The organism is Enterobacter sp. H2G27 (assembly GCF_054403075.1).
Genome location: NZ_JBSVSI010000001.1, coordinates 3152182 through 3169262 on the forward strand (window position 1 = coordinate 3152182; position 17081 = coordinate 3169262).

17 protein-coding genes and 1 rRNA gene are annotated in these 17081 nt (G+C 54.6%); 8 read left to right on the forward strand and 10 right to left on the reverse strand.

Going from position 1 to position 17081, the window contains the following annotated elements:
- Positions 1–13 precede the first annotated feature (13 nt).
- The 5 genes from rseC to rseD are packed head-to-tail and all read right to left on the reverse strand — an operon-like array spanning position 14 to position 2777.
- Complete coding sequence (gene rseC / locus ACW9E7_RS14820; protein WP_023308850.1) at positions 14–490, reverse strand: SoxR-reducing system protein RseC; 477 nt, start codon at positions 488–490, stop codon at positions 14–16.
- A complete protein-coding gene (rseB, locus tag ACW9E7_RS14825) occupies positions 487–1440 on the reverse strand; it encodes a sigma-E factor regulatory protein RseB (protein ID WP_023308851.1) in 954 nt (317 codons plus the stop codon). Before rseB ends, rseC begins: the two co-directional genes overlap by 4 nt.
- Positions 1440–2090, reverse strand: coding sequence for an anti-sigma-E factor RseA (rseA, locus tag ACW9E7_RS14830; RefSeq protein ID WP_008502186.1), 651 nt, complete (start codon positions 2088–2090; stop codon positions 1440–1442). Before rseA ends, rseB begins: the two co-directional genes overlap by 1 nt.
- Positions 2091–2121: 31 nt before the next feature.
- On the reverse strand, positions 2122–2697 hold the full coding sequence (rpoE, locus tag ACW9E7_RS14835; protein WP_006176728.1) for an RNA polymerase sigma factor RpoE: 576 nt from the start codon (positions 2695–2697) through the stop codon (positions 2122–2124).
- Positions 2694–2777: a rpoE leader peptide RseD gene (gene rseD / locus ACW9E7_RS14840; RefSeq protein ID WP_223605340.1), complete on the reverse strand. Its 84-nt coding sequence runs from the start codon at positions 2775–2777 to the stop codon at positions 2694–2696. The genes rpoE and rseD overlap by 4 nt, the downstream gene beginning before the upstream one ends.
- A gap of 343 nt (positions 2778–3120) precedes the next feature.
- On the opposite strand from rseD, the gene nadB reads away from it, so the two are divergent.
- Entirely contained in the window at positions 3121–4740 is a 1620-nt protein-coding gene (gene nadB / locus ACW9E7_RS14845) for an L-aspartate oxidase (RefSeq protein ID WP_143345407.1), read from the forward strand.
- Here the strand turns inward: nadB and trmN are convergent.
- Positions 4725–5462 carry a tRNA(1)(Val) (adenine(37)-N(6))-methyltransferase TrmN gene (trmN, locus tag ACW9E7_RS14850; RefSeq protein WP_458727994.1) on the reverse strand — a complete coding sequence of 246 codons (738 nt, stop codon included), beginning with the start codon at positions 5460–5462 and terminating at the stop codon, positions 4725–4727. The genes nadB and trmN overlap by 16 nt on opposite strands.
- A 132-nt stretch (positions 5463–5594) precedes the next feature.
- Between trmN and srmB the strand changes: the two genes are divergently transcribed.
- On the forward strand, positions 5595–6923 hold the full coding sequence (srmB, locus tag ACW9E7_RS14855; protein ID WP_023344704.1) for an ATP-dependent RNA helicase SrmB: 1329 nt from the start codon (positions 5595–5597) through the stop codon (positions 6921–6923).
- 51 nt (positions 6924–6974) lie between these two features.
- On the opposite strand, the gene grcA is transcribed toward srmB, so the two are convergent.
- Positions 6975–7358, reverse strand: coding sequence for an autonomous glycyl radical cofactor GrcA (grcA, locus tag ACW9E7_RS14860; protein ID WP_008502190.1), 384 nt, complete (start codon positions 7356–7358; stop codon positions 6975–6977).
- Positions 7359–7672: 314 nt separating this feature from the next.
- On the opposite strand from grcA, the gene ung reads away from it, so the two are divergent.
- Positions 7673–8362: a uracil-DNA glycosylase gene (gene ung / locus ACW9E7_RS14865; RefSeq protein ID WP_111965122.1), complete on the forward strand. Its 690-nt coding sequence runs from the start codon at positions 7673–7675 to the stop codon at positions 8360–8362.
- Between the two features lie 40 nt (positions 8363–8402).
- Here ung and ACW9E7_RS14870 read toward each other — a convergent pair whose 3' ends face one another.
- Positions 8403–9536 (reverse strand): tRNA/rRNA methyltransferase, encoded by a 1134-nt coding sequence (locus ACW9E7_RS14870; RefSeq protein ID WP_248174888.1) that lies wholly within the window; start codon positions 9534–9536, stop codon positions 8403–8405.
- 204 nt (positions 9537–9740) lie between these two features.
- On the opposite strand from ACW9E7_RS14870, the gene trxC reads away from it, so the two are divergent.
- From trxC to ACW9E7_RS14895, 5 genes are all read left to right on the forward strand, one after another.
- Positions 9741–10160, forward strand: a complete 420-nt coding sequence (gene trxC / locus ACW9E7_RS14875) for a thioredoxin TrxC (protein ID WP_111965120.1) — start codon at positions 9741–9743, stop codon at positions 10158–10160.
- 69 nt (positions 10161–10229) lie between these two features.
- The gene (gene tapT, locus ACW9E7_RS14880) at positions 10230–10928 is read left to right on the forward strand and encodes a tRNA-uridine aminocarboxypropyltransferase (protein ID WP_458727995.1); all 699 of its coding nucleotides are present in this window, start codon (positions 10230–10232) and stop codon (positions 10926–10928) included.
- A gap of 35 nt (positions 10929–10963) precedes the next feature.
- Complete coding sequence (locus ACW9E7_RS14885; protein WP_458727996.1) at positions 10964–13627, forward strand: bifunctional acetate--CoA ligase family protein/GNAT family N-acetyltransferase; 2664 nt, start codon at positions 10964–10966, stop codon at positions 13625–13627.
- 110 nt (positions 13628–13737) lie between these two features.
- Entirely contained in the window at positions 13738–15093 is a 1356-nt protein-coding gene (gene pssA, locus ACW9E7_RS14890) for a CDP-diacylglycerol--serine O-phosphatidyltransferase (RefSeq protein WP_115876029.1), read from the forward strand.
- A 45-nt stretch (positions 15094–15138) separates the two neighbouring features.
- The gene (locus tag ACW9E7_RS14895) at positions 15139–15462 is read left to right on the forward strand and encodes a YfiM family lipoprotein (protein ID WP_032643716.1); all 324 of its coding nucleotides are present in this window, start codon (positions 15139–15141) and stop codon (positions 15460–15462) included.
- Here ACW9E7_RS14895 and ACW9E7_RS14900 read toward each other — a convergent pair.
- On the reverse strand, positions 15459–16754 hold the full coding sequence (locus tag ACW9E7_RS14900) for an MFS transporter (RefSeq protein WP_115876030.1): 1296 nt from the start codon (positions 16752–16754) through the stop codon (positions 15459–15461). The genes ACW9E7_RS14895 and ACW9E7_RS14900 overlap by 4 nt on opposite strands.
- Positions 16755–16963: 209 nt before the next feature.
- Positions 16964–17079, reverse strand: a 5S ribosomal RNA gene (gene rrf, locus ACW9E7_RS14905).
- Positions 17080–17081: the final 2 nt, after the last annotated feature.

A 17081-nucleotide genomic window follows, 5' to 3' on the forward strand; every position in this document is an offset into this window, starting at 1 on the left:
AAAGCCCGATGGATCACCGGGCCTCAGAAGAGAGCGTTTCAACACGAAGCTGGTCTGGCGCCAGCCCAACGCTGAGAATGACAGGCTGCCACTCCTCGCGCGCGGCGAGTGTTGGGGAGAGACCTTTGGCAAGCCAGAATCCCCCTACGCCACCCAATGCGGCACCGCACATAGCGGCCACATCGGTACCAAACAGCATCTGAAACAGACCACCCATGATAAACAGACCGACCAGCGGAGAGAGATACACCAGCATAGCGGAGCTGAGCAGGCTGCCTTCCGCGATGCCCAGTTCCACCTTCTGCCCGGCCATCAGCGGCTGTTCGCTTGGCACTGAAATCGTGTGCGATGTTTGTGGCCCGAGCTTGTTCAGCACGCGGCTGCCACAGCCAGCGCGGGATGCACAGCTATTACATGAGGCTTTAACATCGCAGCTCACCAGCGCAATGCCGTTCTGCCATGAGACAACTGTCGCCCACTCTTTGATCATTGTGCAGCCCTGAATTTAATGCTGTCGGAAATACGCTTCGCCGTTTGCGGAGGGAGTTCTCCCACAATGGTGATCTCTGCATTATCGCGTACCGTTGTACTCACCGTACGGCGCCCGGTACGCAGCATTTGTTCAGCGCTGTTTGCCGTTGCGCGATTGATATTCACCGAGAAGCTAAACAAACCATCTGAATAGAGGCGCGATTCCACCGGCGTTTCAATCGTTGGCAGCTGACGACGGCTGCTGGACACTTCGCTAAACCCTTGTGGGATCCAGGCAGGTACCCAGTTGAAATTAACGGAATCCCCGGCAGGAACAGAAAGCAGCGGCGGCAGGCTGGCCTTAGCCAGATTCTGCATGCTGTTGCCAACCTGATTGTTCACGCTGAAGGAGATAACCCGGAACTGTTCCAGCGTTTCACCGTCACGGTCAAGCAGGTCTACACGCATCGGGAGTTTAGTTTCAGCGTCGATCCAGACAATATAGCTGTAACGCGTTCCATCCCGGGCGACAACGCGGATCACCTCGCAAAGTCTGTCCGCAATACGCGTACGCCCTACCGAAATAAAATCGTAGTAAGGGGCAAGCCGTTTGAAGTCGGTGTAAATGAGTGACGGCAGGGAATCAACGATATAGTCGCCATTCAGCGTGAAAGGTTCCAGGCCGGGCTCGAAATAGCTGATTTCGTTACCACGCTGGACAACTTCCCGACGCGGACCATCCATCTGTAAAAGCTGGGCGAGCGGCTGGTTATCAAGACGGGCATGGCGATAGCGTAACGACTCGACGCCCTGCTTGTTGATGCTGATAAATGCCAACTCGTAATTGAGTGACTGGCTGGCCAGATTCATTTGCTGCAACAACGCCCCGGATGATACATCAGCCGAGGCGTTGGCAGAGAAGAACAGGCTACCCGCCATCAGAGACATGGCGAACCAAAGTTGCTTCATTACTGCGATTGCGTTCCTAAAGTTTGGTTTCCGGGCACCTGCACAGCAGCTTGCTGTGTCTGCGCCTGCTCAAACTGAAGCTGTTCAGAGTGCAGACGACGCTGCAACTCATAATCCTGCAACATCGCATTAATGCGACGGCGCTGCTCCTGAACCTGCTGTTGCTGGCCGCCGCTGGCGGAAGCATCAGCCGGTACGCCCAGGCTTACCGGGCTGGCTTTGCCCATCATCGGCAGTGTGTTAAACACTGGCGCTTCTGGCTGCTGATTAGTTTCAGACTGAGTATTATAGTGCTGGACGCCAACAATAACTGCAAGCGATACGCATGCAGCCACACCCATTTGGGTAAGCTGGCTGGCCCACGGGCGCACCTTTTGCCAGAATGGCATTTTCTGCCACTGGTGAGGTGCGGGTTGAGCTTCAGGAATCAGCGGAGTGGTCTGATGAACAGGCTCATTCTCAATCGCCGCCATGACGCGGGCTGAGATATCGAAATGGAGAACCTCGCCGGTGTCACCGCGAAGGGTGTCACGGATGAGATGGTAACTCTCCCAGGTCTCTTGCATTTCGGGAGAATGAGACAGCTCGTTGAGCAGCTCACTATCTACCGTTTCACCATCCATTAAAGCGGAAAGTTTTTCTTTCTGCATGCCTAATACCTTTTCCAGTATCCCGCTATCGTCAACGCCTGATAAGCGGTTGAACTTTATTATCAATAGCTTCTCGCGCACGGAAAATTCGTGAACGTACCGTGCCGACCGGACAATCCATGATAGCGGCTATCTCTTCATAGCTCAGACCATCAAGCTCCCGTAACGTAATTGCCATGCGTAAATCTTCCGGGAGCGACTCGATCGTGCGAAAAACGATTTGTCTCAGTTCTTCTGACAACATTAAGTTCTCAGGGTTCGAAATTTCTTTCAATGCGCCGCCACTTTCGAAGTTTTCGGCGTCAATTGCGTCCACATCACTTGAAGGCGGACGACGACCCTGAGCGACCAGATAATTCTTTGCCGTATTGACCGCAATACGGTACAGCCAGGTATAAAAAGCACTATCTCCCCGGAAAGAATCCAGCGCGCGATAGGCCTTAATAAAAGACTCTTGCACCACATCAGGCACATCGCCTGACGGTACATAGCGGGAAACCAGGCTCGCCACCTTATGCTGGTAGCGCACCACCAGTAAGTTAAAGGCTTTCTGATCTCCCTTCTGGACCCGTTCAACCAGGACCTGGTCCGTTAACTGCTCGCTCATCCGAGGTAATGTCTCCCCAAACCTAAATTCCACGCGTTATCGAAACGCCACTCTAAAAATACCGCACTTTGAGCAAGCACAAATTAGAGTGTCTGATCTTTAATAAGTTCCGTAACGCCTTTGTTTTTGTTCATCGCGCCGCAGACTGTTCATTTTCTCTCATTATAAGTCTGTTCACGATACGCACCAGTTTCTGACAAGAAACATCTTTTTCCCGCCAGAAGAGTAACGCAACACAGGCTTTATTTCACCACAAAATCTGACGCTAACGATCTGCTTCGCAAAATAATTTCACTCATTTACCCTCCGTTTACCTCAACTTAAGCGTTTAGCCATTGCAACAGTCGCTAAAAAAATACGTGCGATAAATCGCATTCGAGTGCTATTCTGACTCAACACTGTTTAGTAAATTAAACAACAATCATGAACACAACACCTGAACTCCATTGTGATGTACTGATCATCGGCAGCGGTGCTGCCGGTCTCTCTCTGGCGCTGCGCCTGGCCGAGCATCAAAACGTTATCGTTCTGAGTAAAGGGCCGATAAGTGAGGGTTCCACGTTTTATGCCCAGGGTGGCATTGCCGCGGTGTTTGATGAGACAGACAGCATTGCATCCCACGTTGAAGATACGCTGATTGCCGGGGCTGGGATCGTGGATGCACACGCCGCTGAGTTTGTCGCCAGCAATGCCCGTCATTGCGTGCAGTGGCTCATCGACCAGGGCGTCTTATTCGATACGCAGGTTCAACCCAACGGTGAAGAGAGCTACCACCTGACGCGCGAAGGCGGCCATAGCCACCGCCGCATCCTGCACGCAGCAGATGCCACCGGAAAAGAAGTGGAAACCACGCTGGTCGGTAAAGCGCTGAACCATCCTAATATTCGGGTTCTTGAGCGGAGTAATGCCGTTGACCTGATTATCTCTGACAAGATTGGCCTGCCCGGCACGCGTCGCGTGGTGGGCGCCTGGGTCTGGAACCGTAATAAAGAGAAGGTTGAAACCTGTCAGGCAAAGGCTGTGGTACTGGCTACGGGCGGCGCCTCCAAAGTGTATCAGTACACCACGAACCCGGACATTGCCTCCGGAGACGGTATCGCTATGGCCTGGCGCGCCGGCTGCCGGGTGGCGAATCTTGAGTTCAATCAGTTTCACCCAACCGCCCTGTTCCACCCTCAGGCGCGCAACTTCCTGTTGACGGAAGCCCTGCGCGGCGAAGGCGCCTATCTGAAACGCCCTGACGGCACCCGCTTTATGCCGGACTTTGACGCCCGTGGCGAACTGGCCCCCCGCGATATCGTTGCTCGCGCCATCGATCATGAAATGAAGCGCCTTGGCGTGGACTGCATGTATCTTGATATCAGCCATAAGCCAGCAGCGTTTATTCGCCAGCATTTTCCGATGATTTATGAAAAGCTGCTCAATCTTGGCATTGATTTAACGCGCGATCCGGTGCCGATTGTGCCAGCCGCCCACTATACCTGCGGTGGCGTAATGGTTGACGATCATGGGCGTACCGATGTGGACGGTCTGTATGCTATCGGTGAGGTCAGCTATACCGGGCTTCACGGCGCGAACCGTATGGCTTCTAACTCGCTGCTTGAATGTCTGGTGTACGGCTGGTCGGCCGCAGAAGACATCACGAAGCGCATGCCCTACGCCCGTGAGACTGAGCACCTGCCAGCCTGGGATGAAAGCCGCGTGGATAACCCGGACGAGCTGGTCGTGATCCAGCATAACTGGCATGAGCTACGGCTGTTTATGTGGGACTACGTCGGAATTGTGCGCACCACGAAACGTCTTGAACGCGCATTGCGCCGCATCACTATGCTGCAGCAGGAAATTGATGAGTATTATGCCAATTTCCGCGTATCGAATAATCTGCTGGAGCTGCGCAATCTGGTGCAGGTTGCCGAGCTGATTGTTCGCTGCGCGATGATGCGTAAAGAGAGCCGCGGGCTGCACTACACCCTGGACTACCCGAATCAGCTTGCTGAGTCCGGCCCGTCGATACTCGCCCCGCAGGTTTACATAAACAGATAAAACGCCTGGGTCAGGGCAGTGTAATCTTCGGAATAACGCTGGTCTGGCCCACGGATCACCATTCGATCGTTAAAGCATTCCCCCTCTTTCGGCGAGAGCGCCAGCAGCACGCGGTGCGGCAGTCGTCCTTCCGTATCCGAAATATCGGTACGCAGGCGTAACGTCCAGCCGATCTCCTGCGCGATACCGATGAACGTGTTGCCGGTACTCTCAGGCAGGACCACGCAGAAAAAACCTTCTTCGGAGATAAGCTCGGCAGCACTGGTGAGCAGGGCCTTGTGATCGAGGGAACCGGTATAACGCGCCTGCTCACGCTCGGGGGTACCGCACTCAACGCCGGGCTCGTAGTAAGGAGGGTTGCTGACGATCAGATCGTAACGCGCGGTTTGTTCAGGCGCCCAGGCGAGCACATCTGCGCATTCCACTTTCATGCGGGCAGCCCAGGGGGATTCGGCCATATTTTCATTCGCCTGCTCTGCCGCCTGCGCATCCAGCTCGACGGCATCGATGGTGACATGCTCTTCCGTGCGCTGCGCCAGCATTAACGCCACCAGCCCGCTGCCGGTACCGATATCAAGAATACGCTTAACCCCTGCGACAGGCGCCCATGCACCCAGTAAAATACCGTCCGTACCGACCTTCATGGCACAGCGATCGTGAGCGACAAAAAATTGTTTAAACGTAAAACCATCGCGGCGCAGCTGCGCTTTGAGTTGAGACATGTCGGAGCAACCTTCTAAGTGAAACTGGAGTAGCATAGGGGAAAGCGAAGTGGCCGAAAAGCGATATCCATACAAACAGATGAAGATTACAGCCGTAACGTCTATAATCAGCGCCCCACACAGAGGTAGAACATGACTGTAACGACTTTTTCCGAACTTGAACTCGATGAAAGCCTGCTCAATGCACTTGAGAGCAAAGGCTTTACACGCCCGACCGCCATTCAGGCAGCGGCCATTCCGCCTGCGCTTGAGGGCCGCGATGTGCTCGGTTCTGCCCCAACCGGCACGGGGAAGACAGCAGCCTATTTGCTGCCTGTGTTGCAGCATCTGCTCGACTTTCCGCGTAAAAAATCTGGCCCGCCGCGTATTTTGATCCTGACGCCGACGCGCGAACTGGCTATGCAGGTGGCCGATCACGCGCGTGAACTCGCGGCAAATACCCATCTGGATATCGCGACCATCACCGGCGGCGTTGCGTATATGAACCACGCCGAAGTGTTCAGCGAAAACCAGGACATCGTCGTTGCGACGACGGGCCGCCTGCTGCAGTACATTAAAGAAGAGAACTTCGACTGCCGCGCGGTTGAAACGCTGATCCTCGACGAAGCCGACCGTATGCTGGACATGGGCTTCGCACAGGATATCGAGCATATTGCGGGTGAAACGCGCTGGCGTAACCAGACGATGCTGTTCTCTGCCACCCTCGAAGGTGAAGCGATTAAAGACTTCGCAGAGCGTCTGCTGGAAGATCCGGTAGAAGTGTCGGCGACGCCGTCCACCCGTGAGCGTAAGAAGATCCACCAGTGGTACTACCGCGCGGACAACCTTGAGCACAAGGTTGAATTGCTGAAACACCTGCTGAAGCAGGAAGATGCGCTGCGCACAATCGTGTTTGTGCGTAAGCGCGAGCGCGTGCACGAGCTGGCAGAAATGCTGCGTAACGCCGGGATCAATAACTGCTATCTTGAAGGCGAGATGGCGCAGATCAAGCGTACCGAAGGCATTAAGCGCCTGACCGATGGCCGCGTTAACGTGCTGGTTGCCACAGACGTGGCCGCTCGCGGGATCGACATTCCGGACGTCAGCCACGTGATTAACTTCGATATGCCGCGCAGCGGCGATACCTATCTGCACCGTATTGGCCGTACCGGTCGCGCGGGCCGCAAAGGTATTGCTATCTCACTGGTTGAAGCGCATGACTACCTGCTGCTGCAGAAAATTGGCCGCTATGTTGACGAGCCGCTGAAAGCGCGCGTTATTGATGGCCTGCGCCCAACCACGCGTGCGCCGAGTGAAAAAATGACGGGTAAACCGTCAAAGAAAGCGCTCGCGAAACGTGCTGAGAGAAAAGAGAAAGAAAAAGAGAAACCGCGCGTGAAGCAGCGCCACCGCGATACCAAGAATATTGGTAAGCGACGTAAGCCAAGCTCTGCCGCACCAGAGACGAAAACTGAAGAGTAAAAAAAAGCCGGGGAAATCCCCGGCTTTTTTATTCCCCCCCTGCAGAAGCCGTTACAGGCTTTCAGTAAAGGTACGGGCGATGACGTCGCGCTGCTGTTCTGGAGTCAGTGAGTTAAAGCGGACCGCATAGCCGGACACGCGAATCGTCAGCTGTGGATATTTTTCTGGGTGCTCTACCGCGTCCATCAGCGTTTCGCGACGCAGTACGTTTACGTTCAGGTGCTGACCACCTTCCACACGCACTTCCGGTTTTACTTCCATTGGAATTTCACGGTATTCGATTTCGCCCAGTTTGCTCACCGGCACGATTTCATCTTCAGCAAAACCCGCTTTCGCAACGACACAGCGCGCTTCGTTTTTCTCACTGTCCAGCAGCCAGAAAGAGTTGAGCAGATCGTCATTTGCAGCTTTAGTAATCTGGATACCTGTAATCATGTGTTGCCTCCCTTAGGCTACATTAGCTGATGTCGGCCTCTCGCGGCCAATTGGTAAAACCATTGTTTCTTGTGTGTATATATATCATTCACACCACGGTGATTTATTGATTTAAATCAACAAAAACACCAACCACATAAAGAGTGTGGTTTGAATTTATTGCTTTAGATCAATTTCACGACCTTACCAATTCAATTTTACCTGCACATTTTCAACATAAATTTAGCCACTTAGCGCGCATTTCAGCGTGTAATTTTGCTCACCGGGCTTTAGAAGGTAAGCTAGTAAGAGATTGAGATTCGCAGGAGAGCGAGATGACGACACCTTTAACCTGGCATGACGTGCTGGCAGAAGAAAAGCAGCAGCCATATTTTATCAATACGCTCAGCACCGTTGCCGCTGAGCGTCAGTCCGGACAGACGATTTACCCGCCGCAGAAAGACGTGTTCAACGCCTTTCGCTACACCGAACTGAGCGATGTGAAAGTGGTTATTCTGGGCCAGGATCCCTATCACGGCCCGGGCCAGGCGCATGGGCTGGCATTTTCCGTACGTCCGGGCGTGGCGATCCCTCCTTCTCTGCTCAACATGTATAAAGAGCTTGAAGGAACCGTGCCCGGGTTTACCCGGCCAAACCACGGCTACCTGGAAAGCTGGGCGCGTCAGGGAGTGCTGTTACTGAATACGGTACTCACCGTACGGGCGGGCCAGGCGCACTCGCACGCCAGCCTGGGCTGGGAGACGTTCACCGATAAAGTCATCAGCCTGATCAACGAGCATCGTGAAGGGGTCGTGTTTTTACTCTGGGGATCGCATGCGCAGAAGAAAGGGGCGATTATTGACCGTCAGCGCCATCACGTATTGAAAGCGCCACACCCGTCACCGCTGTCTGCGCATCGCGGTTTCTTTGGCTGTAATCATTTTGTTCTGGCGAATGAATGGCTGGAAAAACGTGGCGAAACGCCAATTGACTGGATGCCCGTGCTACCGGCTGAGAGCGAGTAATAATTGAATGTGCCGGGTATGACCCGGCACATGAAGAGGCTTATGCCTTATTCTGACGCCACCACTCGGCCAGCAGTACGCCGGTCGCAACGGATACATTCAGACTTTCCACATTGCCTGTCCCATCAATAGAGACGCTCAGATCCGCACTGGAGAGCGCCGCGTCAGACAGACCATCGCGTTCCTGACCCAGCACCAGCACCATTTTACGCGGCAGCGTCGCTTTAAACAGCGGCGTACCGGCATGGCTTGAGGTGGTCACGATGGAATAGCCCGCTTTACGGAACTGCTCAAGAGCATCCAGCACGCTGTCGCCGGTGATCGGCTGCACGTGCTCGGCTCCGCCTTCCGCAGTACGGATCGCGGCACCGGATTCCAGCAGTGCAGCATCCTGCAACAGCACGCCTTTCACGCCAAAGTGCGCGCAGCTGCGCATCATTGCGCCCAGGTTATGCGGGTTGCCCACATCTTCCAGCGCCAGCACGCAGTCATCGGCATCCGCCTGACTGACCCACTGCTGAACGGTGGTGCCGTTACGTTTTTTGATCAGGAAGCAAACGCCGCCGTGGTGTTCAGTACCGGAGGCTTTGGTCAGCTCAGCATCATCAACCACGTGGTAAGCTTTACGGTTCGCGGCCATCCAGCGCAGCGCTTCTTTAAAGCGCGGGGTTACGCTCTGAATAAACCAGGCGCGGACGATACATTCAGGACGGCTCAGGAACAGCGCCTGGCAGGCGTTTTCACCATACACGCGGGTCTCTTCCGCACGCTGACGGCGCAGCACTTCCGGGTCGATAAAGCTTTTACCGCTGATACCGCCGTGATCGGCTTTTTCCGGCGTCTCATCGCCAGGGGCGCGAGAAACGGTACGCCACGGGGAGGCATTATCACGTGAGAAGTCTTCCCGCGGACGGTCATCGCGTGGACGGTCACTACGTGGGCGGTCGGAACGCGGACGGTCATCGCGTTTGCGATCGTCACGTTTGCGGTCATCACCGCGGTTATTTCTGTCATCGCGGGCGGGGCGACGGCCACCGTCAGCACGAGAAGAAGACGCCGGACGCCCGCCACCTTTTCCGGTACGCGGATTTTGGGTGCGTTTATCAGAGTCATCATCACTGCGGACATACATCACTTTGACCTTGCCGCTTTTGTTTTTCATTTCGTCGTTCATGCTTTTCTCCACCAGCGCTGCGCGAAGCGCGCAGATTACCCGATGTGCCAGCGCATAGCCATAATTTCGTACAAAAGCCTGTGACTATTGTTCTCATTGAATAAAACGCATTGTTGTTTCAAACAGGCTCATTGATAATATGTAACATATTAGAAACATTATCGGCGTTCCGCCGCTGTCCCGCGGCTCTATCAGAGGTTAGTTATGAATACCGTATGTGCCAACTGTCAGGCTCTTAACCGCATTCCGGACGATCGGATGGAAGATGGTGCGAAATGCGGACGTTGCGGCCATGAATTGTTTGATGGCGACGTCATTAACGCAACGGGTGCTACGCTGGACAAACTCCTCAAGGACGATCTTCCTGTCGTGGTCGATTTCTGGGCGCCATGGTGCGGCCCTTGCCGTAGCTTCGCGCCAATCTTCGAAGATGTGGCCGAAGAGCGAAACGGAAAAATGCGGTTCGTTAAGGTCAACACTGAAGCTGAGCCCGAACTAAGCGCCCGTTTTCGCATCCGCAGCATCCCGACCATTATGATTTTTAAAAATGGTGAGGTGATCGATATGCTCAACGGTGCAGTTCCAAAAGCACCTTTTGAAAGCTGGTTAAACGAGTCGCTGTAACATTCACGGGGCACATCTTGTGCCCCGCTGCCGCCTCTGCGAAAATAGGGTTTTTCCTGCATTTCGCCCATGACTGATAACGCTGTTCTTCAACTACGCGCCGAACGCCTTGCGCGCGCCACTCGACCGTTCCTTGCCCGAGGCAACCGTATTCGCCGCTGCCAGCGCTGCCTGCTGCCGCTGAAGGTTTGCCTGTGCGAGACGCTGGCCCCGAGTTCGGCACAGAGCCGTTTTTGTCTGGTCATGTTCGATACCGAGCCGATGAAACCCAGCAATACGGGACGCCTTATCGCCGATATTCTCCCGGATACCGCGGCGTTTCAGTGGTCCCGCACGGAGCCCCCTCAGGCCCTGCTCGACTTAGTGGCTAGCCCGGACTATCAGCCGATGGTCGTTTTCCCCGCCTCTTATGCAGGCGTGGATCGCCACGTGCTTTCGACGCCGCCCCCCGGTAAACCGCCGCTATTTATTATGCTGGACGGCACCTGGACCGAAGCACGAAAAATGTTTCGCAAAAGCCCGTATCTCGACGCGCTGCCGGTAATTTCTGTCGACCTTTCCCGCGTCTCCGCCTACCGCCTGCGAGAGGCGCATGCTGACGGGCAATACTGCACCGCCGAAGTGGCAATTGCGCTTCTGGATCTGGCGGGTGATACCGCTGCGGCTGGCGCCCTGGGCAACCATTTCTCCTGTTTCCGGGAACGCTATCTGGCGGGAAAAACCGTTCATAAGGGCAGCGTCACAGCAGCCGAGACGGAAAGCGTTTAAAATCATCAGGTCGCTTGCATTCACAGGAGGCCTGCATGAGCCAGCGAGGGTTAGAAGCGCTACTTCGTCCTAAATCCATTGCCGTCATTGGCGCATCAATGAAACCGGATCGTGCTGGCTATCTGATGATGCGCAACCTGCTGGCCGGGGGATTTAATGGCCCCGTCATGCCCGTCACACCGGCGTATAAGGCCGTTCAGGGAGTCCTTGCATGGCCTGATGTACAGAGCCTGCCTTTCGTACCGGATCTTGCCGTACTTTGTACAAACGCGAAGCGTAACCCGGAACTGCTGGAATCACTCGGTAAGAAGGGATGTAAAACCTGCATTATTCTCTCGTCTCCGCCTGAACAGAAAGCCGAGCTTCTGGCCTGCGCCAGCCGCTATCAAATGCGTATTCTTGGGCCAAACAGCCTGGGTCTGCTCGCTCCCTGGCAGGGCTTAAATGCCAGTTTCTCTCCGGTTCCGATCCGCAAAGGTAAACTCGCGTTTATCTCGCAGTCGGCTGCGGTATCGAACACTATCCTCGACTGGGCGCAGCAGCGTGAAATGGGATTCTCCTACTTCATTGCTCTCGGCGACAGTCTGGATATCGATGTTGATGAGCTGCTGGATTTTCTGGCGCGCGACGGTAAAACCAGTGCGATCCTGCTTTATCTTGAGCACCTCAGCGACGCGCGTCGTTTTGTCTCGGCTTCTCGAAGCGCTTCGCGCAATAAGCCGATCCTGGTGATCAAAAGCGGGCGAAGCCCTGCGGCACAGCGCCTGCTGCATTCGCATTCCGGCATGGATCCCGCCTGGGACGCCGCCATCCAGCGCGCGGGGTTGCTGCGGGTGCAGGATACACACGAACTTTTTTCCGCCGTTGAGACGTTAAGCCATATGCGCCCGTTGCGCGGCGAGAAGCTAATGATCGTCAGTAACGGTGCCGCCCCCGCCGCACTCGCCCTGGATGAGCTATGGCGGCGCTTCGGCAAGCTGGCAACGCTAAGTGAAGAGACGCTGCAGCGCCTGAAAGAAGCGCTTCCGACCAGCGTGACGCCCGGCAATCCGCTTGATTTGCGCGATGACGCCAGCAGCGATCGCTACATCAAGGCGATCTCCATTTTGCTGGATAGCCAGGATTTCGATGCGCTGATGATTATCCACTCACCCAGCGCGGTCGCGCCGGGCAGTGAAAGCGCGCGCGCGCTCATTGAGGCCGTACGCAACCATCCGCGAGGCAAATATGTCACCCTGCTCACCAACTGGTGCGGTGAGTTTTCTTCTCAGGAGGCGCGGCGCTTGTTCAGCGAGGCCGGGCTGCCAACCTACCGCACGCCGGAAGGCACCATCACCGCGTTTATGCATATGGTGGAATATCGCCGTAACCAGAAACAGCTCCGCGAGACGCCGGCGTTGCCCGGGAATTTGACGGCCAATACCGTTGACGTTCACAGGCTGTTGCAGCAGGCCATTGAAGAAGGCGCGACCTCGCTGGATACACATGAGGTCCAGCCGATTCTGGGCAGCTACGGGATGCAAACCCTGCCGACCTGGATCGCCAGCGACAGCGCTGAGGCCGTGCATATTGCCGAGCAGATTGGCTATCCGGTTGCCCTGAAGCTGCGCTCCCCGGATATCCCGCATAAGTCGGATGTGCAGGGGGTCATGTTGTACCTGCGCACGGCAACGGAGGTGCAGCAGGCAGCTGATGCCATCTTCGATCGTGTGAAAATGGCCTGGCCGCAGGCGAGGATCCACGGATTGCTGGTGCAAAGTATGGCCAACCGCGCTGGTGCTCAGGAATTACGGGTGGTGGTTGAACACGATCCCGTCTTCGGTCCGCTCATCATGCTGGGAGAAGGCGGCGTTGAGTGGCGCCCGGAAGAGCAGGCCGTGGTGGCGTTGCCGCCTCTGAACATGAATCTGGCGCGTTATCTGATCATTCAGGCGATTAAAAGTAAAAAAATCCGCGGCCGGAGTGCGCTGCGTCCGCTCGATATTGCCGGGCTAAGTCAGTTCCTGGTGCAGGTCTCTAACCTGATTGTGGATTGTGCCGAGATCCAGCGGCTGGATATTCATCCGCTGCTCGCCTCCGGCAATGAGTTTACGGCGCTGGACGTGACCCTGGATATCGCACCATTCGAAGGAGACAGCGAGAGCCGTCTGGCGATCCGCCCGTATCCTCTGCAGCTGGAGGAGTGGGTTGAGATGAAAAATAGTGAACGCGCCTTGTTCCGCCCTATTCTGCCGGAAGATGAGCCCCAGCTGCGAGCCTTTATCTCTCAGGTCACGAAAGAGGATCTTTATTATCGCTATTTTAGCGAAATCAACGAATTTACCCACGATGATTTAGCCAATATGACCCAGATCGACTACGATCGAGAAATGGCGTTTGTTGCCGTTCGTCGCGCCGATAAGGGTGATGAGATCCTCGGCGTCACGCGTGCGATTTCTGACCCGGATAACGTCGATGCGGAGTTTGCGGTGCTGGTGCGCTCCGATCTTAAAGGCCTGGGTCTGGGAAGACGACTGCTGGAAAAACTCATCAGTTATACGCGAGATCACGGATTGTTACGCCTTAATGGCATTACTATGCCTAACAATCGCGGTATGGTGACCCTGGCGCGAAAACTTGGGTTTGACGTTGATATTCAGCTTGACGAAGGTATTGCTGCCTTATCCCTTAGTCTGACATCAGCAAGCAAACGCGAGTAAGCTACTGGAAATGTTACCCACTTTGGACGGGACTGGTGGTATCATTGTCCGCTTATGTTGTTTGCATGGTACAGACAACCCTTCAATGAACAGAGAAGATACGCACTGTGATGTTGTCAAAATTTAAGCGTAATAAACATCAACAACACCTTGCTCAACTACCGAAGATTTCTCAGTCAGTTGATGATGTAGAGTTCTTTTACGCTCCCGCTCATTTTCGGGAGACGCTTCTGGAAAAGATTGCCAGCGCCACACGACGCATTTGCATTGTGGCACTGTATCTTGAACAGGATGAAGGCGGGCGCGCGATCCTGAACGCGCTCTATGATGCGAAACGTCAGCGCCCGGAACTTGATGTTCGCGTGCTGGTAGACTGGCATCGAGCTCAGCGTGGCCGTATTGGCGCTGCCGCGTCAAACACCAATGCTGACTGGTATTGCCGTACGGCGCAGGAAAATCCTGGCGTCGATGTGCCTGTTTATGGCGTCCCGGTTAATACCCGTGAAGCGCTCGGCGTCCTTCATTTCAAGGGATTTATCATTGATGACAGCGTGCTGTACAGCGGCGCCAGCCTCAATGATGTCTACCTTCATCAGCTCGATAAATATCGCTACGACCGCTACCATCTGATCCGTAATCCGCAGATGGCCGATATCATGTTTAACTGGGTTGATAAAAATCTGGTCCACGGCCGTGGCGTTAACCGCCTTGACGATCCCGAGCGTCCTAAAAGCCCGGAAATCAAAAACGATGTTCGCGCCTTCCGCCAGGAGCTGCGTGATGCGGTCTATCATTTCCAGGGCGATGCGAACAACGAAGAGCTATCCGTTACACCGCTGGTAGGACTCGGCAAATCAAGCCAGCTGAACAAAACGATCTTCCATCTGATGCCGTGTGCGGAGCAGAAACTCACCATCTGTACGCCGTACTTCAACCTTCCTGCCGTGCTGGTGCGTAATATCATTCAGCTGCTGCGCGACGGTAAAAAAGTGGAAATTATCGTTGGTGATAAAACGGCAAACGACTTCTTCATTCCTGAAGATCAGCCGTTCAAAATCATCGGTGCGCTGCCTTATCTCTATGAGATTAACCTGCGTCGTTTCCTGAGCCGCTTACAGTATTACGTCAACACTGACCAGCTGGTTGTGCGTCTCTGGAAAGATGAAGACAATAGTTACCATCTGAAAGGCATGTGGGTCGACGATGAGTGGATGCTGCTGACCGGTAACAACCTGAACCCGCGCGCGTGGCGACTGGATCTGGAAAACGCTATCCTGATTCATGACCCGCAGCATGAGTTAGCCGCCCAACGTGAACGCGAGCTGGAGCTGATTCGCACCCATACGACCGTGGTGAATCACTACCGCGAACTGCAGAGCATTGCCGATTATCCGGTAAAAGTTCGCAAGCTTATTCGCCGCTTACGTCGTATCCGTATCGACCGACTTATCAGCCGTATTCTGTAATATCCAGGCCCTGTCACCCGCAGGGCTTTTTTATGGAGCCCGTTGATGCGTATTCCTCTGTTACTGAGCGTCCTTTTCCTGAGTGGCTGTAGCCATATGGCCAACGATAGCTGGTCCGGACAGGATAAAGCACAGCATTTCCTCGCTTCCGCGATGTTGTCCGCAGCCGGTAATGAATATGCCCAGCATCAGGGATACAGCCGGGACCGTAGCGCGGCGATCGGGCTGATGTTCTCAGTAGGTCTTGGGGCATCAAAAGAACTGTGGGATAGCCGCCCCGCAGGGAGCGGCTGGAGCTGGAAAGATTTCGCCTGGGATGTTGCCGGCGCAACGACCGGCTACGCCGTGTGGCAAATGGCGCGCTATTAAAGTCGGATACCTTTCCCTTTGCGATGCAGCATCAGGGAAACAATAAAAGCCAGAGCCCCCATACCCGTTACGTACCAGAAGAATGTCGTTTCGCTTCCCCATGACTTAAGCGACAACGCAACGTACTCCGCCGATCCGCCAAACACCGCGTTGGCTACCGCATAAGAAAGCCCTACTCCTAACGCACGAACCTGCGCCGGGAACATCTCGGCTTTCAGTATCCCGCTGATTGAGGTATAGAAACTGACAATCACCATCGCCACCATCACCAGCGCAAAGGCGGCATACGGTGAAGAGACATGCTGAAGCGCAGTCAGAATAGGAACGGTACATAACGCCGACAGCCCGCCAAAAATCAGCATCGACGTACGTCGACCAATTTTATCCGAGAGCGCACCGACGATCGGCTGTATGAGCATAAAGACAAACAGCGCCACGGTCATGACCACGCTGGCGACGTTGGCGTGCATACCGGTGGTGTTCACCAGGTACTTTTGCATATAGGTGGTGAACGTGTAGAAACTAAGAGAACCGCCCGCGGTGAAGCCCAGCACCATCAGGAAAGCTTTGCGGTTACGCCACAACCCTTTGAATGTTCCCGCCTCCTTCAGCATCCGGACCTCTTTCTGAGAGGTTTCATCTAGCTGACGGCGTAGCCAAAGTGCAACGACCGCCAGTACTGCGCCCATTGCGAAAGGGATCCGCCATCCCCAGGCATGAAGCTGTTCGTCCGTCAGAATTTGCTGCAGGATCACCACCACAAGAATGGCCAGCAGCTGACCGCCAATCAGCGTGACGTACTGGAATGACGCGTAAAAACCTTTACGACCTTCCAGTGCAATTTCACTCATGTAGGTTGCACTGGTACCGTATTCACCGCCCACCGATAATCCCTGGAATAAGCGGGCCAGCAAAAGTAGCGCCGGTGCCCAGGTACCAATCGATGCATATCCCGGTAAGCAGGCGATCACCAGCGAGCCAAAGCACATCATGCACACCGAGATCAGCATAGAGGCCTTACGCCCGCGACGATCCGCAATGCGGCCAAACAGCCAGCCCCCGATGGGTCGCATCAAGAATCCTGCGGCAAATACCCCTGCCGTTTGAAGCAGCTGCGTTGTGGTGTTGCCGGAGGGGAAGAAGATATGTGCGAAGTAGAGTGAACAGAATGAGTAGACGTAAAAGTCGAACCATTCAACCAGATTCCCTGAAGAGGCGCTGACGATTGCCCATACCCTTCTTCGGGTATCACTGTGACCCAGCGTCCCGTTTGATGTCATGCTTTCTGTCATTGTGATTATGCTCCTGCCATAAACTGCGGCGTATTGAGCCAGGAGACTCAATAACCTCGTAAATGAAATGTTATAATTTTGTTATAAATCACATTGAGACAGAGATCACACATTCCATTAGCAGGATAAGGGATTAAGAGAAAGGCCAGAGTGGGAAAACAAAAGCAAAAAACCCCGCACCTTTCGGTACGGGGTTCTTCTATTTTGATGCCTGGCAGTTCCCTACTCTCACATGGGGAGACCCCACACTACCATCGGCGCTACGGCGTTTCACTTCTGAGTTCGGCATGGGGTCAGGTGGGACCACCGCGCTAAAGCCGCCAGGCA